Consider the following 13,967-nt stretch of genomic DNA (forward strand, 5'->3'; position numbering starts at 1 on the left):
AGCGTGGCAGGTGGTCAGAGCGGCAACTCGGTCGTCGACTTGATTTCGGACAATGCGACGGTCGAGTTGATCTCCTGAATCCCGGGCAGCTTGCTCAGCCGCTCGAAGAAAAAGCTTTCATAAGCGTCGATATCCTTCGCGACGATGCGCAGCATGAAATCCATCGCCCCCATCAAGACATAGGCGTCAAGCACCTCGGGAAAGGAGCGGAGCGCCGCGCTGAACTCGTCGAGGTTGGCGCGGCCATGCGCATTAAGCTTCACCTGCGCAAAGACATGCGCGTTAAGCCCGACCTTGCGCCGGTCGACGATCGCCACACGCTTGCGAATAAAGCCATCGCGTTCGAGGCGATCGATACGGCGCCAGCAGGGCGACGACGACAGCCCGACGCGCTCGGCAATCTCGGCCGTCGTCTGATTCGCGTCGCGCTGCAATTCGCGGAGGATATTCAGCTCAAAACTATCAAGATCGGTCATTTCGTTCCCATATCTTCATAAATTGGGCCTGAATATCCCAAACCTGCCCCATATGCCAACAAAGCGAGCAAGATTGTCCCCAGCGCAAATGCGATAAGCCCGGCATTGCCCAAAGGAGAGTTTCATGGTCACCCGTCTTGCCCGTCTGCACCCGCCCATGGAGTGCGTCCGCCTGCACGATCCGAAATGCGGCCTCGACGGCGTGATCGCCATTCATTCGGCCGCCCTGGGACCGGGCGCCGGGGGATGCCGCCTCTGGAGCTATGCCGACAGGGACGCGGCGCTCGCCGATGCGGTCCGGCTGGCCGAGGGCATGAGCTATAAAAATGCGCTCGCCGGGTTGCCGCTCGGCGGCGCCAAGGCGGTACTGCGCAGGCCCGCGGGCGATTTCGACCGTGCCGCGCTGTTCCAGGCGTTCGGGCGCGCGGTCGAGGATTTGGGCGGCCGCTATGTCACCGCCGAGGATGTCGGCACCTCGGTCGCCGACATGCAGGAGGTCGCGACCATGACGCGCCATGTCGCCGGACTGCCCTCCACCGAAGGCCGCGCCGGCGGTGATCCGTCGCCCTGGACTGCGCGCGGGGTGTTCGAGGCAATGCAGGCCGCCGCCGCCTTCGCGCTCGGCCGCGACCTTTCGGGGCTGACCGTCGCGGTGCAGGGCACCGGCAATGTCGGCGCCGACCTCTGCCGACGCCTCGCCGATGCCGGCGCACAACTGATCGTCTCCGACCCCAATCCGGCCCGGCGCGACCGGCTGGCGCACATTCTGGGTGCCCGCGTCGTCCATGTCGACGACATCGCAGGGGTGGAAGCCGATATCTTCGCACCCTGCGCACTCGGCGGCGCGCTCGATCAGGACAATGTCGGCCGACTGAAGGCGAAGCTGGTGTGCGGCGCCGCGAACAACCAGCTCGCAAGCCCCGAAATCGCCGCGCTGCTGGTCCAGCGCGGGATCACCTATGCCCCCGATTATGTGGTCAACGCCGGCGGCATCATCAGCGTCTCGGCCGAATATCTGGGCGAGAACGAAAGCGATGTCGCGGCGCGCGTCGCCGAAATCGCTCCCAGGGTCACCGCAATCCTCGAACGCGCTGCCCGCGAGAAAATGTCGCCTGCGGTCGTCGCCGACGAAATGGCCGAGCATGTGATCGCTGGCGCCCAGCGCGCGGCGGCCTGATGTCGCGGTTCCAAATAGACGCATTGGTCGACCCGCAATCGCTGCCGCGCATCGCCGGTTTCTTCGCGCAGCGCGCGATCATCCCGACCGAGATGATAATGCGCGTCGCGGGCGAGCGGATGGAGATAGAGGTCGCGGTGCCGGGCCTCGAACCGGCCCGCGCGAACGTCATCGCGGCGAAACTGTGCGAGGTTTTTGCGATCCTTGATGCCCGGGTCGCGGCGCCAGTTTAGGCCGCCGCAATCGCCACATTCCGGTGCCGGTCGAACGCGGCGGCGATCAGCCGGGCATAGGGCTGCGATCCCGCACACAGGACCAGTTCGTCACCGTCCCACCGGATCAGCTTCCGCGCCTCAAAGCCCGATAGCGCCTGCCGCGCCGCGGCGACGCGGTCGCCATCAAAGCGGGCACGCGCCTGACAGAGGATCTCCTTGATGACATTTCCGCGCCATTGGTCCTCGGCACCCAGCCGCACGCCGCGCGTCGCGGGTAGCATCCCCGACGCGAGCAGGTCGCGATACGGCCCGGCCTTTTTCTCATTCTGCACGATCAGGTCGGGCAGCCTGCTGATCGCGCTGGCCCCGAAGCCGAGCAGGACGGGCGCATCGTCCGCGGTGAAACCCTGAAAATTCCGGTTCACCCGCCCCGCTTCGGCGGCGATCGCCAGACTGTCTTCGGGCCGCGCAAAATGGTCGAAGCCGACCGGAACATAGCCCACCGCGGTCAGCCGCTCGAAACCATGCGCCGCCTGTTCGAAACGCAGCCGGTCATCGGGCAGGTTGCTGGCGTCGATCCGCTGCTGACGCGGGATCATCGCCGGGAGATGCGCATAGCCGAACAGCGCGATCCGGCTGGGCGCGATGCGGATCGTTTCGTCGAGCGTCGTATCGAGATCGCCCAGGCTCTGCCCGGGCAGGCCGTACATCAGGTCGAAATTGATCGCGTCGATCCCGCGCAACCGCAGCGCCGCGACCGCAGCCTCGATATCGGCAAGCGGCTGGATGCGCCCGATCGCCTGCTGGATATGCGGCGCGAAAGTCTGCACCCCCATGCTCACCCGGCCGACGTTCGACGCGGCGAGCACCAGCGCCCATTCGGCGGTGAAGTTGCGCGGGTCGAGCTCGATCGAAATATCGGGTTTGCTGGCGTCGAAGGCCGTGAGGAGACGGTCGAGCAAGCGGACGAAATCAACGGGAGCGACCGCATTTGGGCTTCCGCCGCCAAAGGCGATATGTTGCACCCGCCCCCGCCCGCCGAGCCTTTTCGCCACCGCACCGATTTCGGCATGCAGCGTCGCCAGATAGTCGGTCAGCCGCTGCTTGCGCCCCGCCGCGCCGGTGTTGCAGCCGCAATACCAGCAAATCCGTTCGCAAAAGGGAATGTGGACATAGAGCGACAACGGCGTCGCCGATTCGACGTGTTCGAGCGCCCGAGCGTAGGCGCTGGCGCCAACATCATCGCCAAACTCGAGCGCGGTCGGATAGCTGGTGTAGCGCGGCACCGGCCGTGCGAGCAATTCGGGGTAATAGGTCCACATGCCGATGATCTAGGCCGTTCGCCCGACCGCAACATTGATGCAGGTCAAAGGCGGCGGCGATCAGACGCAGCAATTTTTCCTTTGCCCCGGCGACTTGCTGCGCCGGTCGGTGACGGCATGGCAAGGCTTGGCGCAATCGCGGTCGTCCCCCCGGCCCGGCTCGATCGGCACGAAAAGCATATGCCTGCCCGCGCCGCAGTCGGGGATGACCAGCATCCGCGCGTCGCTCGCCAGTGGAGCGAGCGCAAGGCCGGCAGCCGCAATCAGCCCGGCACAGGCGCGCAGCATCGTCACGGCGCCTCCTCCTCTTCATCCTCGACAAAGATGCGCAGCGCGGCGCCGTCGAGATCGTCATATTGCCCCCGGCGCAGCGACCAGAAAAAGGCCGCGAGCCCCATCAAACCGAGCGACAGTGCGACAGGAATGAGGAAGAGCAAGCCGTTCACCGGAGCGCCCTTTTCAAACGCAGCGCATTACCGACAACAATCAGCGACGAACCCGACATCGCGATCGCCGCAACCAGCGGGGTGACATAACCGAGGAAGGCCAGCGGCACCGCGATGACATTATAGCCGATCGCGAGGGTGAAATTCTGCCGCACGATCGCCTGCGTCCGCCGCGCCATGCGCACCGCCTGCACAACCGGCATCATCCGGTCGCCGAGGAAAATGCAGTCAGCGGCATTCTTGCCCACGTCGCTCGCCGATCCCGGCGCCATCGACGCATAGCCCGCCGCGAGCGCGGGCCCGTCGTTGAGACCATCGCCGATCATCAACACCTTGTGCCCCGCCCCGCTCTGCCGCGCGATCGCTGCCAGCTTGTCCTGCGGGCTCATCCCCGTCTGCGCCGTCAGCTCCAGCGCGCGCGCGACCGGCGCGACGGCTTCAGCGCGGTCGCCCGACAGGATCGTCGGCGCAATGCCCTCGGCACGCAAGGCGTCGACCGTCGCGCGCGCGTCCGGGCGAAGCTGGTCGGTAAAGTGGATCGTCGCGACCGGATCGCCGTCGATCGCAAGCTGCGTCGCCAGTTCCTTGTCCCCAACAGCTGTGGCGGGACGCCCAAGCGTGACCCGATGCCCTTGCCATATCGCCTCCATACCGAAACCCGGCGTTTCACTCACCGCCTCGACCGGTTCCGGGCCGACACCCATCGCGATGAGGTCGCACGTCAGCGCCGCGCTCAACGGATGGCGGCTCGCCTGCGACAGTGCGAGCAGCAGCGGACGCACTGCCGGCCCGACTGCATCGAGGTTCGTCGCAACCGGTCGCCCAAGGGTCAGCGTCCCCGTCTTGTCGATCAGCGCACGGTCGACGTCGGCCAGCCGTTCGAGCGCCGAACCGTCCTTGATCAGCACACCGACGCGCATCAATTCGCCCGCCGCGACGATCTGCGCCGCCGGCACCGCGAGGCCGAGCGCGCAGGGGCAAGTGATGATCAACACCGCGACCGCGATCAACATGCTGTGATGCCAGCCCGCTCCCGCGACCATCCAGCCCACGAAGGCGAGCAACGCCAGCGCATGAACCGCCGGGGCATAGAAGCGCGCCGCACGGTCGGCGATGCGGACATAGCGCGACTTGCCCTGCGCCGCCTCGCCCATCAGCCGCGCAATGTCGGCGATCGCGGTGCCGGTACCCGCTGCGGTGATCTTCACCCGCACCGGCGCATCGAGATTGAGCGTCCCGGCGTGGACCCGGTCATCGACACCAACACGCTGCGGCGCGCTTTCGCCGGTAAGCAGCGACAGGTCGATCTGGCTCGCGCCCGCGATGACGGTGCCGTCGGCAGCGAGCCGCTCACCCGCCGCGACGAGCATCACCATGCCGGGTTCGAGCGCGGTAGCTTCGACCCAACGGCTCGCGCCACCGTCCTCGACCACCATCGCGCCCGAGCCCATATTCCGCAGCAGCGCGGTCACACCGCCGCGCGCGCGGTCGCGCATCACGCTGTCGAGCCAGCGCCCGCAGAGCAGGAAGAAGATGAGCATCACGACGCCGTCGAAATAGGCGTGCGGGCCGCTCGTCGCGGTCTCGTAGAGGCTGAGCGCGGTCGTGATGAGCACCCCGATCGCAATCGGCACGTCCATATTGGTCCGGCCGTGGTGCAGCGCCCCCCACGCCGAACGGAAGAAAGGCCGCCCGGCATAAGCGACGGCCGGCAAGGCGATCAGCGCCGACAGCCAGTGGAACAGGTCGCGCGTCGCTCCGGTGGCGCCCGACCAGACCGAGACCGAGAGCAGCATGATGTTCATCATCGCAAAGCCCGAGACACCCACCGCGAGCAGCAGCTCGCGGCTGGTAGCGGCCTCGGCTTCGGCGCCTTCATTGCCACCCCCGATCGGATGCGCCTCATACCCCAGCGATGTGAAAGCGCCGATCAGGTCGGGGGTTTCGGCATCGGGCGCGCACGACAGATGCACGCGCTTTTCGGTGAAATTGACGCGCGCCGCAACGATCCGATGGTCGCGGACCAAACCCTGCTCGAGCTTTGCGATACAGCCCGCGCAGCGCATACCGGGCACCGCGAAATCGCGGCCGATGAAAGAGGTGGCCGCGACGGCGCTCACCTCAGGTCAATCCGGTAGCGCGCTTCGTCGGCGGCATGGCGGACGCTCAGATCAAGCCGCCAGCGCCCCGCAGGCAGCGCCTCGGCCGACCGCAGCGTCCCGTCCATGCCGACCTCGAAGCGCATCGGTCGCGACGGCGCGCGGCCGAGCGGATGAGCAATCGTCGCCGCAACGCCCATGCCTTCGAGCAGCATGCCGCCCTTGCGGAATGCCAGCCGAACGTGCCGGTCGCGATCAACCCTGACGGTGCGTTCCCACCCCAGCCGGTCCTGCGCGTCGGCGCGCGCGAGCCATTCATTATAATGCTGGCTCGCGACATAGCTGTTCTCGACGACCTTGCCGCCAAAGGTCGACATCGCGAAATGCGCCATCACGAAATTGACCGTCATCACCACCCCGAAAAAGCCGACGAGGATCGCGGTCATGTGCCAGCCGGTGAAGGCGCGGGGCGTCGGCTTGTCGGTCATTCTGCTGTCTCCGGCCGGTCGAACTGGATGGTGTCACTGTCGCCGCGCTCCTTGCCGTCGAGCCCGCGCGTCGCGATGGTGAAATCCTGCCGCGCCGGCCCCTTGCCGGGGGCGGCGATGAACAATTTCACCGGCGTCACGCTGTCGGGCGGCAGCGATATTTCGACACGCTGCGCGGCCTCTTCGCGCGATCCTGCCTCGGTCCACAACTGCGCGCCATCGAGGCCGCTCACTGTCACTTCGACGCGCCGGGGCCGCGTTTCCATATTGCGCAGCTTCAGCGTGTAATTGTTACGGATCATCCCGTCGGACAGCTGGACATAGAGCGGGCTGCGCTCGTGCTGGACGGCGAGGTCGAGCCGGGTGCGCTGCCCCAGCGAGAAGAGCATCGCGGCGCCGATCGCGCTCCATATCCCCAGATAGATCAGGGTACGTGGGCGCAACAATGTCTTTCGGATAGGCTGTGCCGTTCCTCCGGCCTTCTCGGCCGCCACATCGTCAAGCGTGCAATAATCGATCAGCCCGCGTGGGCGACCGACCTGCGCCATCACGCCGTCGCACGCATCAATGCATAGCGCACAGGTGATGCAGCCGATCTGCGGCCCTTCGCGAATATCGATCCCGGTCGGGCACACCGCGACGCACTGGTTGCAGTCGATGCAGTCGCCGAACGCGCCGGGATGTGTCTGCGCCTTTTTGACACTGCCGCGCGGCTCGCCGCGCCAGTCCTTATAAGTCACGAGCAACGACTTTTCGTCCATCATCGCGGTCTGGATGCGCGGCCAGGGGCACATATATACGCACACCTGCTCGCGCAGGAAACCGCCGAGGACGAAGGTCGTCGCGGTCAGCACCGCGACCGTCCCATAAGCGACCAGCGCCGCGTCGCCGCTCCAGAATTCGCGGGTCAGCGTCGGCGCGTCGGCGAAATACATGATCCACGCCCCGCCGGTCCAAAAGGCGATGGTCAGATAGATCGCATATTTGATCGTCCGCCGGGCGATCTTCTCCGCCGTCCATGGCCCGTTCGCGAGCCTGATTTGCGCGTTGCGATCGCCGTCGACCAGCCGGTCGACATGCTGAAACAGGTCGGTCCACACCGTCTGCGGGCACGCATAGCCGCACCAGGCGCGGCCGACCGCGCTGGTGACGACGAACAGCCCGATCCCCGCCATGATGAGCAGGCCCGCGACATAGTAAAATTCATGCGGCCAGATTTCGATCTGGAACATGTAGAAACGCCGGTTCGCCAGATCGACGAGCACCGCCTGATCGGGCGCATAGGGTCCGCGGTCCCAGCGGATCCACGGCGTGCCATAATAGATCGCCAGCGCAATCCCCATGATCGCCCATTTGAAGCGGCGAAAGGGACCGTCCACCTTTTTGGGGTAAACGCCCTTCCGCGCTTCATAGAGCGGCGGAGGCGGATCGGCGAGAAGGTCAGCGCTGGCCATTGGCTCCCAAATCTTTCGCTTCGCTTGCTGCGGGCGTCAGCGCGGGTGCCGGCTTCTCGCCGCCACCGAGCGAATAGACATAGGCGGTCAGCATCTTGATCGTCACCGGGTCGAGCCGTTCGCCCCAGCGCGGCATCACGCCATTGCGCGGCGCTTCGATCGTCGCGGTCAGGCTGGCGCGGTCGCCGCCGTACAGCCAGATCGCGTCGGTCAGCTTCGGTGCGCCAACCTTGCGGTCGCCTTCGCCCTTCGCGCCATGACAAACGGCGCAATTGTCCGCGAACACCGTCGCCCCCCGTGTCGCCGACGCGCCCGGCTTTTCCTGTCCGCTGATAACGCGAATATGGCTGACGACATCGGCGATCGCTTTCGCATCGAGAATCCCGTCGCGCCCGAATGCGGGCATCAGACTGGTCCGCGTTGCCTTATGGTCGGGGTTCCTTATGCCATGCTCGACCGTATAGGCGATGCTGGTCAGATCCCCCCCCCACAGCCAGTCATCGTCGGTCAGGCTGGGGTAAAGTTTCGCGACCCCGGCCCCGCCCGCGCCGTGACACTGGACGCAATGGACCTTGAACGCGGCGCTGCCGCCCTGCACCGCCGCGCGCATCAGTTCGGGCCTGGCGGTCAGATCGGCAATCGGCGTCGCGGCAATCGCGTTGACGATCGGCGCGCGGCGCGCGGCGTCGGCGCGCATTTCCTTTTCCAGCTCGCCCCGGCTGGTCCAGCCGAGCACACCCGTCGTTGCGCTGTTGACCAGCGGCCACGCCGGATAAAGAACGACATAGATGAGCGCCCAGACGATGGTCGCATAGAAGGTCCACAGCCACCAGCGCGGCATCGGCGTATCGAGTTCCTCGATCCCGTCCCATTCATGCCCGACCGTGCTGGTGCCGGTGGCTTCGTCGATGCGTTTCCCTCCGGCGGAGGCCGGAAAATTGTCGGATTCAGCCATGTTCGTCGTCCTTGAAGATCATCCGCGCGGCCTCTTCATTGCGGCGCCGCGCGCCCTTGCGGAATGGCCACGCAACCAGACCGAGGAACAGGATCGCCATGGCGAGCAGCCCCCAGCTGTCGGCGAAATGTCGCAGATCATTATAGTTCATGGCGCCTTCTCCGCGGCGGGCGCGGGCGCAGCCGCCTGTTCCTGCGGCGCCGCCTTGTCGACGTCGACCAGCGTGCCGAGCATCTGGAGATAGGCGACCAGCGCATCCATTTCGGTGATCCGCGCCGGATCGCCGTCGAAATCGCGCACCTGCGCCTTGGGATAGCGCTTCTGAAGCTCGGCGCCGCGGCCGGCGTCGGGATCCGCCTGCGCGATCACATCGTCGTTCGCCGCCGCAATCGACGCCTTGCTGTACGGCACACCCAGCCGCGACAATGCGGTCAGGTCGCCGCGCATATCGCCGGTCTGAAGATCGCGTTCGGCCAGAAAGGCATAGGGCGGCATGATCGATTCGGGCACCACGGCGCGCGGATCGATCAGGTGGGCGCGATGCCATTCGTCCGAATAGCGGCCGCCGACACGCGCGAGGTCGGGCCCGGTCCGCTTCGATCCCCATTGGAAGGGATGGTCGTACATGCTCTCGGCGGCGAGGCTGTAATGGCCATAGCGTTCGACCTCGTCGCGGAACGGGCGGATCATCTGGCTGTGACAGGTATAGCAACCCTCACGCATATAGATGTTGCGCCCGGCAAGCTCGAGCGGGGTGTAAGGCCGCATCCCGTCGACCTTCTCCACCGTATTGTCGATCCAGAACAAAGGTGCGATCTCGACGATCCCGCCGATCGTCACCGTGATCAGCGCGAGCGCGCCGAGGAGGGTGACGTTGCGTTCGATGCGTTTGTGGCTGAAGCGCTTTGCGGCTTTTTCACTGGCCATTGCCTGGCTCCTTATTCAGCGGGAACGGGCGCGAGCGGACGGTCCGCTGCGGCGTTATACGGGGTCTCGGTCATCGGCTTTTCGGCACGGACCCTGCCGCTGAGCGTCGCCCAGACGTTGAAGACCATGATCAGGAAGCCGGCGAGATACATCGCCCCGCCCGCGGCGCGGATCAGATACATCGGGTGCATCGCGGCGACGCTTTCGACGAAGCTGTAGACGAGATAACCGTCGGCCCCATATTCGCGCCACATCAGGCCCTGCATGATCCCCGCGACCCACATCGACGCGGCGTAGAAAACGATCCCCACCGTCGCGAGCCAGAAGTGCCAGTTGACCATGCGCAGGCTGTAAAGGCGCGGGCGACCCCACAGCCGCGGCACCAGATAATAGACGCAGGCAAAGGTGATCATGCCGTTCCAGCCGAGCGCGCCCGAATGGACATGACCGATCGTCCAGTCGGTATAATGCGACATCGAGTTGACCCATTTGATCGACATCATCGGGCCTTCGAAGGTGCTCATGCCGTAGAAAGCGAGCGCCATCACCATCATGCGGATGATCGGGTCGGTGCGGATCTTGTCCCACGCACCGTTCAGCGTCATCAGCCCGTTGATCATCCCGCCCCAGCTGGGCATCCACAAGATGATCGAAAAGACCATGCCCAGCGTCTGCGCCCAGTCGGGCAACGCGGTATAGTGAAGATGGTGCGGCCCCGCCCAGATATAGAGGAAGATCAGCGACCAGAAGTGCAGGATCGACAGGCGATAGCTGTAGACCGGGCGCTCGGCCTGCTTGGGCACGAAATAATACATCATCGCGAGGAAGCCGGCGGTCAGGAAGAAGCCGACCGCATTATGGCCGTACCACCATTGGGTCAGCGCATCCTGCACCCCCGCAAAAGCGGCATAGCTTTTCGATCCGAGCAAGCTGGCGGGCAGCGCCAGATTGTTGACGATGTGGAGCATCGCGATGGTGATGATGAAGCTCAGGTAGAACCAGTTGGCGACATAGATATGCGGTTCACGGCGCTTGACGATCGTGCCGACGAACACGACCAGATAGGCGACCCAGACGATCGTCAGCCACAGGTCGACATACCATTCGGGTTCGGCATATTCCTTGGCCGCGGTGACGCCCATCAGATAGCCGGTCGCGGCCAGCACGATGAACAGCTGATATCCCCAGAAGACGAAGCGCGCGAGCGTCGGAAAGGCGAGCCGGGCGCGGCAGGTGCGCTGCACGACATAATAGCTGGTCGCGATCAGCGCATTGCCGCCAAAGGCGAAAATCACCGCCGAGGTGTGGAGCGGCCGCAGCCGCCCGAAGGTCGTATATTCCCAATTGAGGTTCAGCGCCGGAAAGGCGAGCTGAAGCGCGATGAACAGCCCCGCCGCCATGCCCGCGACACCCCAAAACAGGGTCGCAATGACGCCCCAGCGGATCGGATCATCGTCATAGGAGCGCTCATCGGCGGTTGATTGCAGCACGCCGCGTGCCGCTGCGCCATAGTCGGCGCGCGAGACCGAGAACCACAGCGCCGCAAGACAGGCGACGGCGACGATGACCATGTGCACGGCAAAGGGCGCATCGACGGCCAGCGCGGCCGCCACCAGCGCCAGCAAGGCCAGTGCCAGCCAGCCCCCCGCCTTGAAAACCAGACCGTCGATCATCGCAATACCCCATTTGGCGCAGCCCTCTGCTGCGTGGATGGGATCGCCATGGGCGTTTGGCTCGGGGGATACATTGACCTGGATCAACGAATTTGTTGCGCCGCATCAATGCGGCGCCCGGCGCACCGGATCAGAAGGGCTCCATCAACCGAGGAGCCAAATCATGATACCCAAGTCTCTCCCCCTTACCGCTCTGGCTGCCGCGCTGGCGTTGCCCGGACAAGCCGCCGCAAAGAGCGGCGATGTGCAGGTCAAGATACTCGCGACGCTGGTCGCCCCCGACGGCAAGCTCAAGGATGTGAAGCTCGACGCGATCGGGCTACCCGCGGGCGTCCAGACCAAGGCCGACGACAATGTCATCCCGACGATCGCCGTCGAATATTTTGTCGCGGACCATATCTCGATCGAAACGATCGCCGGGGTGACCCAGCATGATGTCGTCGGGCGCGGCGCGCTCGCTGGCGCGGGGCTGGTGTCCGACGCAAAGATCGTCCCTGCGACGCTGACCCTCAAATATCATTTCGGCAAAGAGGGCGGAATCCAGCCCTATGTCGGCGCCGGCCCGAGCTACTTCATCTTCATCGACGAGAAGCCCGGCACTGGGGCGGCAGCGCTCGGTGCGACGCGGCAAAAGATGAACGACAAACTCGGGCTCGCACTGCAGACCGGGATCGATATTCCGGTCAATGACAAGGGTCTCTCGGTGGCGCTCGACGCCAAGCGCTACTTCCTGCGGCCGACCGCCCGCTGGTTTGCGGGGTCGACCGAAGTGCTGCGCACGCGGCACAAGCTCGATCCGTGGGTGGTCAGCGCAGGCCTAGGCTTCCGCTTCTGAGTCAGCCTGCCATAACCACCATCGCCGCGCGGTCGTTGATCACGACCTCGCGGCGCGACGGCAGGTCGAGCACCCCCACGGCGCGCATTTTGGTCAGCTGGCGGCTCGTCGTCTCGATCGTCAGCCCCAATATGTCGGCGATCTGCTGACGCCCGAAAGGCAGCTCGAACCCCGTGTCGAGCGCACCCGCATCGCATCCCTGCCCCGACAGGCGTTCGGACATTTCGAGCAGGAAGGACGCCACCTTCTCCGACGCCGACTTGCGCCCGAGCAGCATCATCCAGTGCCGCGCGCGGTCGAGCTCGTCGAGCGTGCGGCGGAGCAATTTCTGTTGAAGGTCGGGGTGCGAACTCGCGAAGCTGTCGAAACTGTTGCGGTTGAAGATACATACTTCGGCGTCGGTCATCGCGGTGACGCTATACGGGCTGGTCTTGCCGAACGGGCGGCCGATGAAATCCGACGGGAACACAACCCCGACAATCTGCTCGCGCCCGTCGGCGGTCGCGACCACCAGCTTCAACACGCCATCGAGAACGTTCGCCACTACCGGCGCATCATCCCCCTCCCAAAGCAAAGTATGCCCCGCCTTCACGCGCTGGCGGCGCCCCATCTTACCGAGCAGAACGAGTTCATCAGCGTCAAGGCTGGCACAAATCGCGCGGTTTCGCACGACGCAGGAGGAACAATCGGTCACACTCGCTCTCTACAAAATGGGGCCGCCACGCCGGGGTAAACTTGTCCCGGCAGCGATCCATGATCGAAACCAACGCGCTTGGCATCGCATTGTGGCGCAATGATGCCAATCGCGATACGATGAAATGCCCACGCCCCTTTGGATAGGGCTAAGAGAAACGCCATGAACGACGGGACAAAGCTCAAGGACAAGGCCACCGATCACGCCCGCAGCCATAAAACCGGCGCAGCGACGCCGGTGCCGCTGTGCCGTTACGAGGAATTGGCGCTGCGCGAGAACCGATTGCGACAAGCGGCTTCCCGGCTGGACAGGAAATAGGCCATTTCCACCCGATCGGCGCACGGCTTCAACCCGCCCGGCGGGTCGCGTCGCCGACGGGATCATCAAGACGGAAAAACAGCGCAAGTTGCAGGCTTTCGGCGATACGCGCTGCCTTCGCCTGAAGCGCTACCGCTGCGGCGCGGGACATCGCCTCATCAGTTACCTCCGACCAAAGTGTAAGCCAGCGCTCGAACAGCGCCGGGCTGATATGCGCCTTGTGCTTCAGGTGAGCGGCCATCGGGCTGCCCTTGTAGCGGCCGGTCGTCAGCATCACCGATGACCAGAAAGCGGCGAGGCGATCCAGATGCTCAGGCCAGTCGTCCACTGCGGCATTGAAAAGCGGGCCAAGTTCGGCGTCGGAACGCACACGATCATAAAAGATAGGGATCAGCCGCGCTAGGCCGGCTTCATCGATTTCGCTGCTGCCATTCACGCTTCGATCCAATCATGCATATGCAATGCATCTATACCGAGCGGTTGATACATGCAACAAAAATGCATATTAATCCGTCAAACGGGATTGGGGAATTTACGATGCGCCTGACGCGCTACACCGACTATGCGATGCGTGTACTGCTCTATCTGGGCGCCCAGCCCATCGATCGTCTGAGTTCGATTGCGGCGATTGCTCGGGACTATGATATTTCACAAAATCATCTGATGAAGGTGGTGAGTGATCTGGTGCAGGCGGGCTATGTGGAAAGCGTGCGAGGCCGTTTCGGAGGGATACGTCTGGCGCGGGTCTGTTCCGACATCAACATTGGTGAGGTGGTGCGCCACACGGAGGACGGCTTCGACCTCGTCGATTGCGGTTCCTGCGTGATATCGCCGGCGTGTGGTCTGACGGGGGCGCTGGCGGAGGCGCTTGCAGCGTTCATGGCGGTA

General features: G+C 64.7%; 18 protein-coding genes. 5 read left to right on the forward strand and 13 right to left on the reverse strand.

The annotated features are described in order from the left end of the window. Positions 1 to 14: 14 nt before the first annotated feature. On the reverse strand, positions 15 to 476 hold the full coding sequence (locus AC1RRJ_RS20710; RefSeq protein ID WP_493126235.1) for an Lrp/AsnC family transcriptional regulator: 462 nt from the start codon (positions 474 to 476) through the stop codon (positions 15 to 17). 124 nt (positions 477 to 600) lie between these two features. Here AC1RRJ_RS20710 and AC1RRJ_RS20715 point away from each other — a divergent pair, with 124 nt between their 5' ends. Continuing rightward, the gene (locus AC1RRJ_RS20715; protein ID WP_493126237.1) at positions 601 to 1,653 is read left to right on the forward strand and encodes a Glu/Leu/Phe/Val dehydrogenase family protein; all 1,053 of its coding nucleotides are present in this window, start codon (positions 601 to 603) and stop codon (positions 1,651 to 1,653) included. Continuing rightward, on the forward strand, positions 1,653 to 1,886 hold the full coding sequence (locus tag AC1RRJ_RS20720; protein ID WP_493126239.1) for an ACT-like domain-containing protein: 234 nt from the start codon (positions 1,653 to 1,655) through the stop codon (positions 1,884 to 1,886). The genes AC1RRJ_RS20715 and AC1RRJ_RS20720 overlap by 1 nt, the downstream gene beginning before the upstream one ends. Here the strand turns inward: AC1RRJ_RS20720 and hemN are convergent. The 10 genes from hemN to ccoN are packed head-to-tail and all read right to left on the reverse strand — an operon-like array spanning position 1,883 to position 11,229. Then, positions 1,883 to 3,190 carry an oxygen-independent coproporphyrinogen III oxidase gene (hemN, locus tag AC1RRJ_RS20725; RefSeq protein WP_493126241.1) on the reverse strand — a complete coding sequence of 436 codons (1,308 nt, stop codon included), beginning with the start codon at positions 3,188 to 3,190 and terminating at the stop codon, positions 1,883 to 1,885. The genes AC1RRJ_RS20720 and hemN overlap by 4 nt on opposite strands. A gap of 60 nt (positions 3,191 to 3,250) precedes the next feature. Beyond that, complete coding sequence (locus tag AC1RRJ_RS20730; RefSeq protein ID WP_493126243.1) at positions 3,251 to 3,484, reverse strand: hypothetical protein; 234 nt, start codon at positions 3,482 to 3,484, stop codon at positions 3,251 to 3,253. Further along, positions 3,481 to 3,636 (reverse strand): cbb3-type cytochrome oxidase assembly protein CcoS, encoded by a 156-nt coding sequence (gene ccoS, locus AC1RRJ_RS20735; RefSeq protein ID WP_493126245.1) that lies wholly within the window; start codon positions 3,634 to 3,636, stop codon positions 3,481 to 3,483. The genes AC1RRJ_RS20730 and ccoS overlap by 4 nt, the downstream gene beginning before the upstream one ends. Next, on the reverse strand, positions 3,633 to 5,702 hold the full coding sequence (locus AC1RRJ_RS20740; RefSeq protein ID WP_493126285.1) for a copper-translocating P-type ATPase: 2,070 nt from the start codon (positions 5,700 to 5,702) through the stop codon (positions 3,633 to 3,635). Before AC1RRJ_RS20740 ends, ccoS begins: the two co-directional genes overlap by 4 nt. Positions 5,703 to 5,752: 50 nt before the next feature. After that, entirely contained in the window at positions 5,753 to 6,223 is a 471-nt protein-coding gene (locus tag AC1RRJ_RS20745) for a FixH family protein (RefSeq protein ID WP_493126247.1), read from the reverse strand. Continuing rightward, complete coding sequence (gene ccoG / locus AC1RRJ_RS20750) at positions 6,220 to 7,677, reverse strand: cytochrome c oxidase accessory protein CcoG (protein WP_493126249.1); 1,458 nt, start codon at positions 7,675 to 7,677, stop codon at positions 6,220 to 6,222. Before ccoG ends, AC1RRJ_RS20745 begins: the two co-directional genes overlap by 4 nt. Beyond that, positions 7,664 to 8,632: a cytochrome-c oxidase, cbb3-type subunit III gene (gene ccoP, locus AC1RRJ_RS20755; protein ID WP_493126251.1), complete on the reverse strand. Its 969-nt coding sequence runs from the start codon at positions 8,630 to 8,632 to the stop codon at positions 7,664 to 7,666. The genes ccoG and ccoP overlap by 14 nt, the downstream gene beginning before the upstream one ends. Next, positions 8,625 to 8,783: a cbb3-type cytochrome oxidase subunit 3 gene (locus AC1RRJ_RS20760; RefSeq protein WP_493126253.1), complete on the reverse strand. Its 159-nt coding sequence runs from the start codon at positions 8,781 to 8,783 to the stop codon at positions 8,625 to 8,627. Before AC1RRJ_RS20760 ends, ccoP begins: the two co-directional genes overlap by 8 nt. Beyond that, the gene (ccoO, locus tag AC1RRJ_RS20765) at positions 8,780 to 9,559 is read right to left on the reverse strand and encodes a cytochrome-c oxidase, cbb3-type subunit II (RefSeq protein WP_493126255.1); all 780 of its coding nucleotides are present in this window, start codon (positions 9,557 to 9,559) and stop codon (positions 8,780 to 8,782) included. Before ccoO ends, AC1RRJ_RS20760 begins: the two co-directional genes overlap by 4 nt. A gap of 11 nt (positions 9,560 to 9,570) precedes the next feature. After that, a complete protein-coding gene (gene ccoN / locus AC1RRJ_RS20770; protein ID WP_493126287.1) occupies positions 9,571 to 11,229 on the reverse strand; it encodes a cytochrome-c oxidase, cbb3-type subunit I in 1,659 nt (552 codons plus the stop codon). 166 nt (positions 11,230 to 11,395) lie between these two features. Between ccoN and AC1RRJ_RS20775 the strand changes: the two genes are divergently transcribed. Next, a complete protein-coding gene (locus AC1RRJ_RS20775; protein WP_493126257.1) occupies positions 11,396 to 12,067 on the forward strand; it encodes an OmpW/AlkL family protein in 672 nt (223 codons plus the stop codon). A gap of 1 nt (position 12,068) precedes the next feature. Here AC1RRJ_RS20775 and AC1RRJ_RS20780 read toward each other — a convergent pair whose 3' ends face one another. Further along, on the reverse strand, positions 12,069 to 12,761 hold the full coding sequence (locus AC1RRJ_RS20780) for a Crp/Fnr family transcriptional regulator (RefSeq protein WP_493126259.1): 693 nt from the start codon (positions 12,759 to 12,761) through the stop codon (positions 12,069 to 12,071). 162 nt (positions 12,762 to 12,923) lie between these two features. Between AC1RRJ_RS20780 and AC1RRJ_RS20785 the strand changes: the two genes are divergently transcribed. Beyond that, positions 12,924 to 13,079, forward strand: coding sequence for a hypothetical protein (locus AC1RRJ_RS20785; protein WP_493126261.1), 156 nt, complete (start codon positions 12,924 to 12,926; stop codon positions 13,077 to 13,079). Between the two features lie 28 nt (positions 13,080 to 13,107). Here AC1RRJ_RS20785 and AC1RRJ_RS20790 read toward each other — a convergent pair whose 3' ends face one another. Then, a complete protein-coding gene (locus AC1RRJ_RS20790) occupies positions 13,108 to 13,515 on the reverse strand; it encodes a group III truncated hemoglobin (RefSeq protein ID WP_493126263.1) in 408 nt (135 codons plus the stop codon). 101 nt (positions 13,516 to 13,616) lie between these two features. On the opposite strand from AC1RRJ_RS20790, the gene AC1RRJ_RS20795 reads away from it, so the two are divergent. Then, positions 13,617 to 13,967: RrF2 family transcriptional regulator (locus tag AC1RRJ_RS20795; RefSeq protein WP_493126289.1), on the forward strand; the 351-nt coding region annotated here is incomplete at its 3' end.

The sequence above is a fragment of the Sphingopyxis sp. GW821-FHT12C06 genome, assembly GCF_058807415.1.

Bases quoted from the DNA above. Each gene is read 5' to 3' on its own strand.
- AC1RRJ_RS20710 (WP_493126235.1), bottom strand. From the start codon at position 476: ATGACCGATCTTGATAGTTTTGAGCTGAATATCCTCCGCGAATTGCAG.
- AC1RRJ_RS20715 (WP_493126237.1), top strand. From the start codon at position 601: ATGGTCACCCGTCTTGCCCGTCTGCACCCGCCCATGGAGTGCGTCCGC.
- AC1RRJ_RS20720 (WP_493126239.1), top strand. From the start codon at position 1,653: ATGTCGCGGTTCCAAATAGACGCATTGGTCGACCCGCAATCGCTGCCG.
- hemN (WP_493126241.1), bottom strand. From the start codon at position 3,190: ATGTGGACCTATTACCCCGAATTGCTCGCACGGCCGGTGCCGCGCTAC.
- AC1RRJ_RS20740 (WP_493126285.1), bottom strand. From the start codon at position 5,702: ATGCGCTGCGCGGGCTGTATCGCAAAGCTCGAGCAGGGTTTGGTCCGC.
- AC1RRJ_RS20745 (WP_493126247.1), bottom strand. From the start codon at position 6,223: ATGACCGACAAGCCGACGCCCCGCGCCTTCACCGGCTGGCACATGACC.
- ccoG (WP_493126249.1), bottom strand. From the start codon at position 7,677: ATGGCCAGCGCTGACCTTCTCGCCGATCCGCCTCCGCCGCTCTATGAA.
- ccoP (WP_493126251.1), bottom strand. From the start codon at position 8,632: ATGGCTGAATCCGACAATTTTCCGGCCTCCGCCGGAGGGAAACGCATC.
- AC1RRJ_RS20760 (WP_493126253.1), bottom strand. From the start codon at position 8,783: ATGAACTATAATGATCTGCGACATTTCGCCGACAGCTGGGGGCTGCTC.
- ccoO (WP_493126255.1), bottom strand. From the start codon at position 9,559: ATGGCCAGTGAAAAAGCCGCAAAGCGCTTCAGCCACAAACGCATCGAA.
- AC1RRJ_RS20775 (WP_493126257.1), top strand. From the start codon at position 11,396: ATGATACCCAAGTCTCTCCCCCTTACCGCTCTGGCTGCCGCGCTGGCG.
- AC1RRJ_RS20785 (WP_493126261.1), top strand. From the start codon at position 12,924: ATGAACGACGGGACAAAGCTCAAGGACAAGGCCACCGATCACGCCCGC.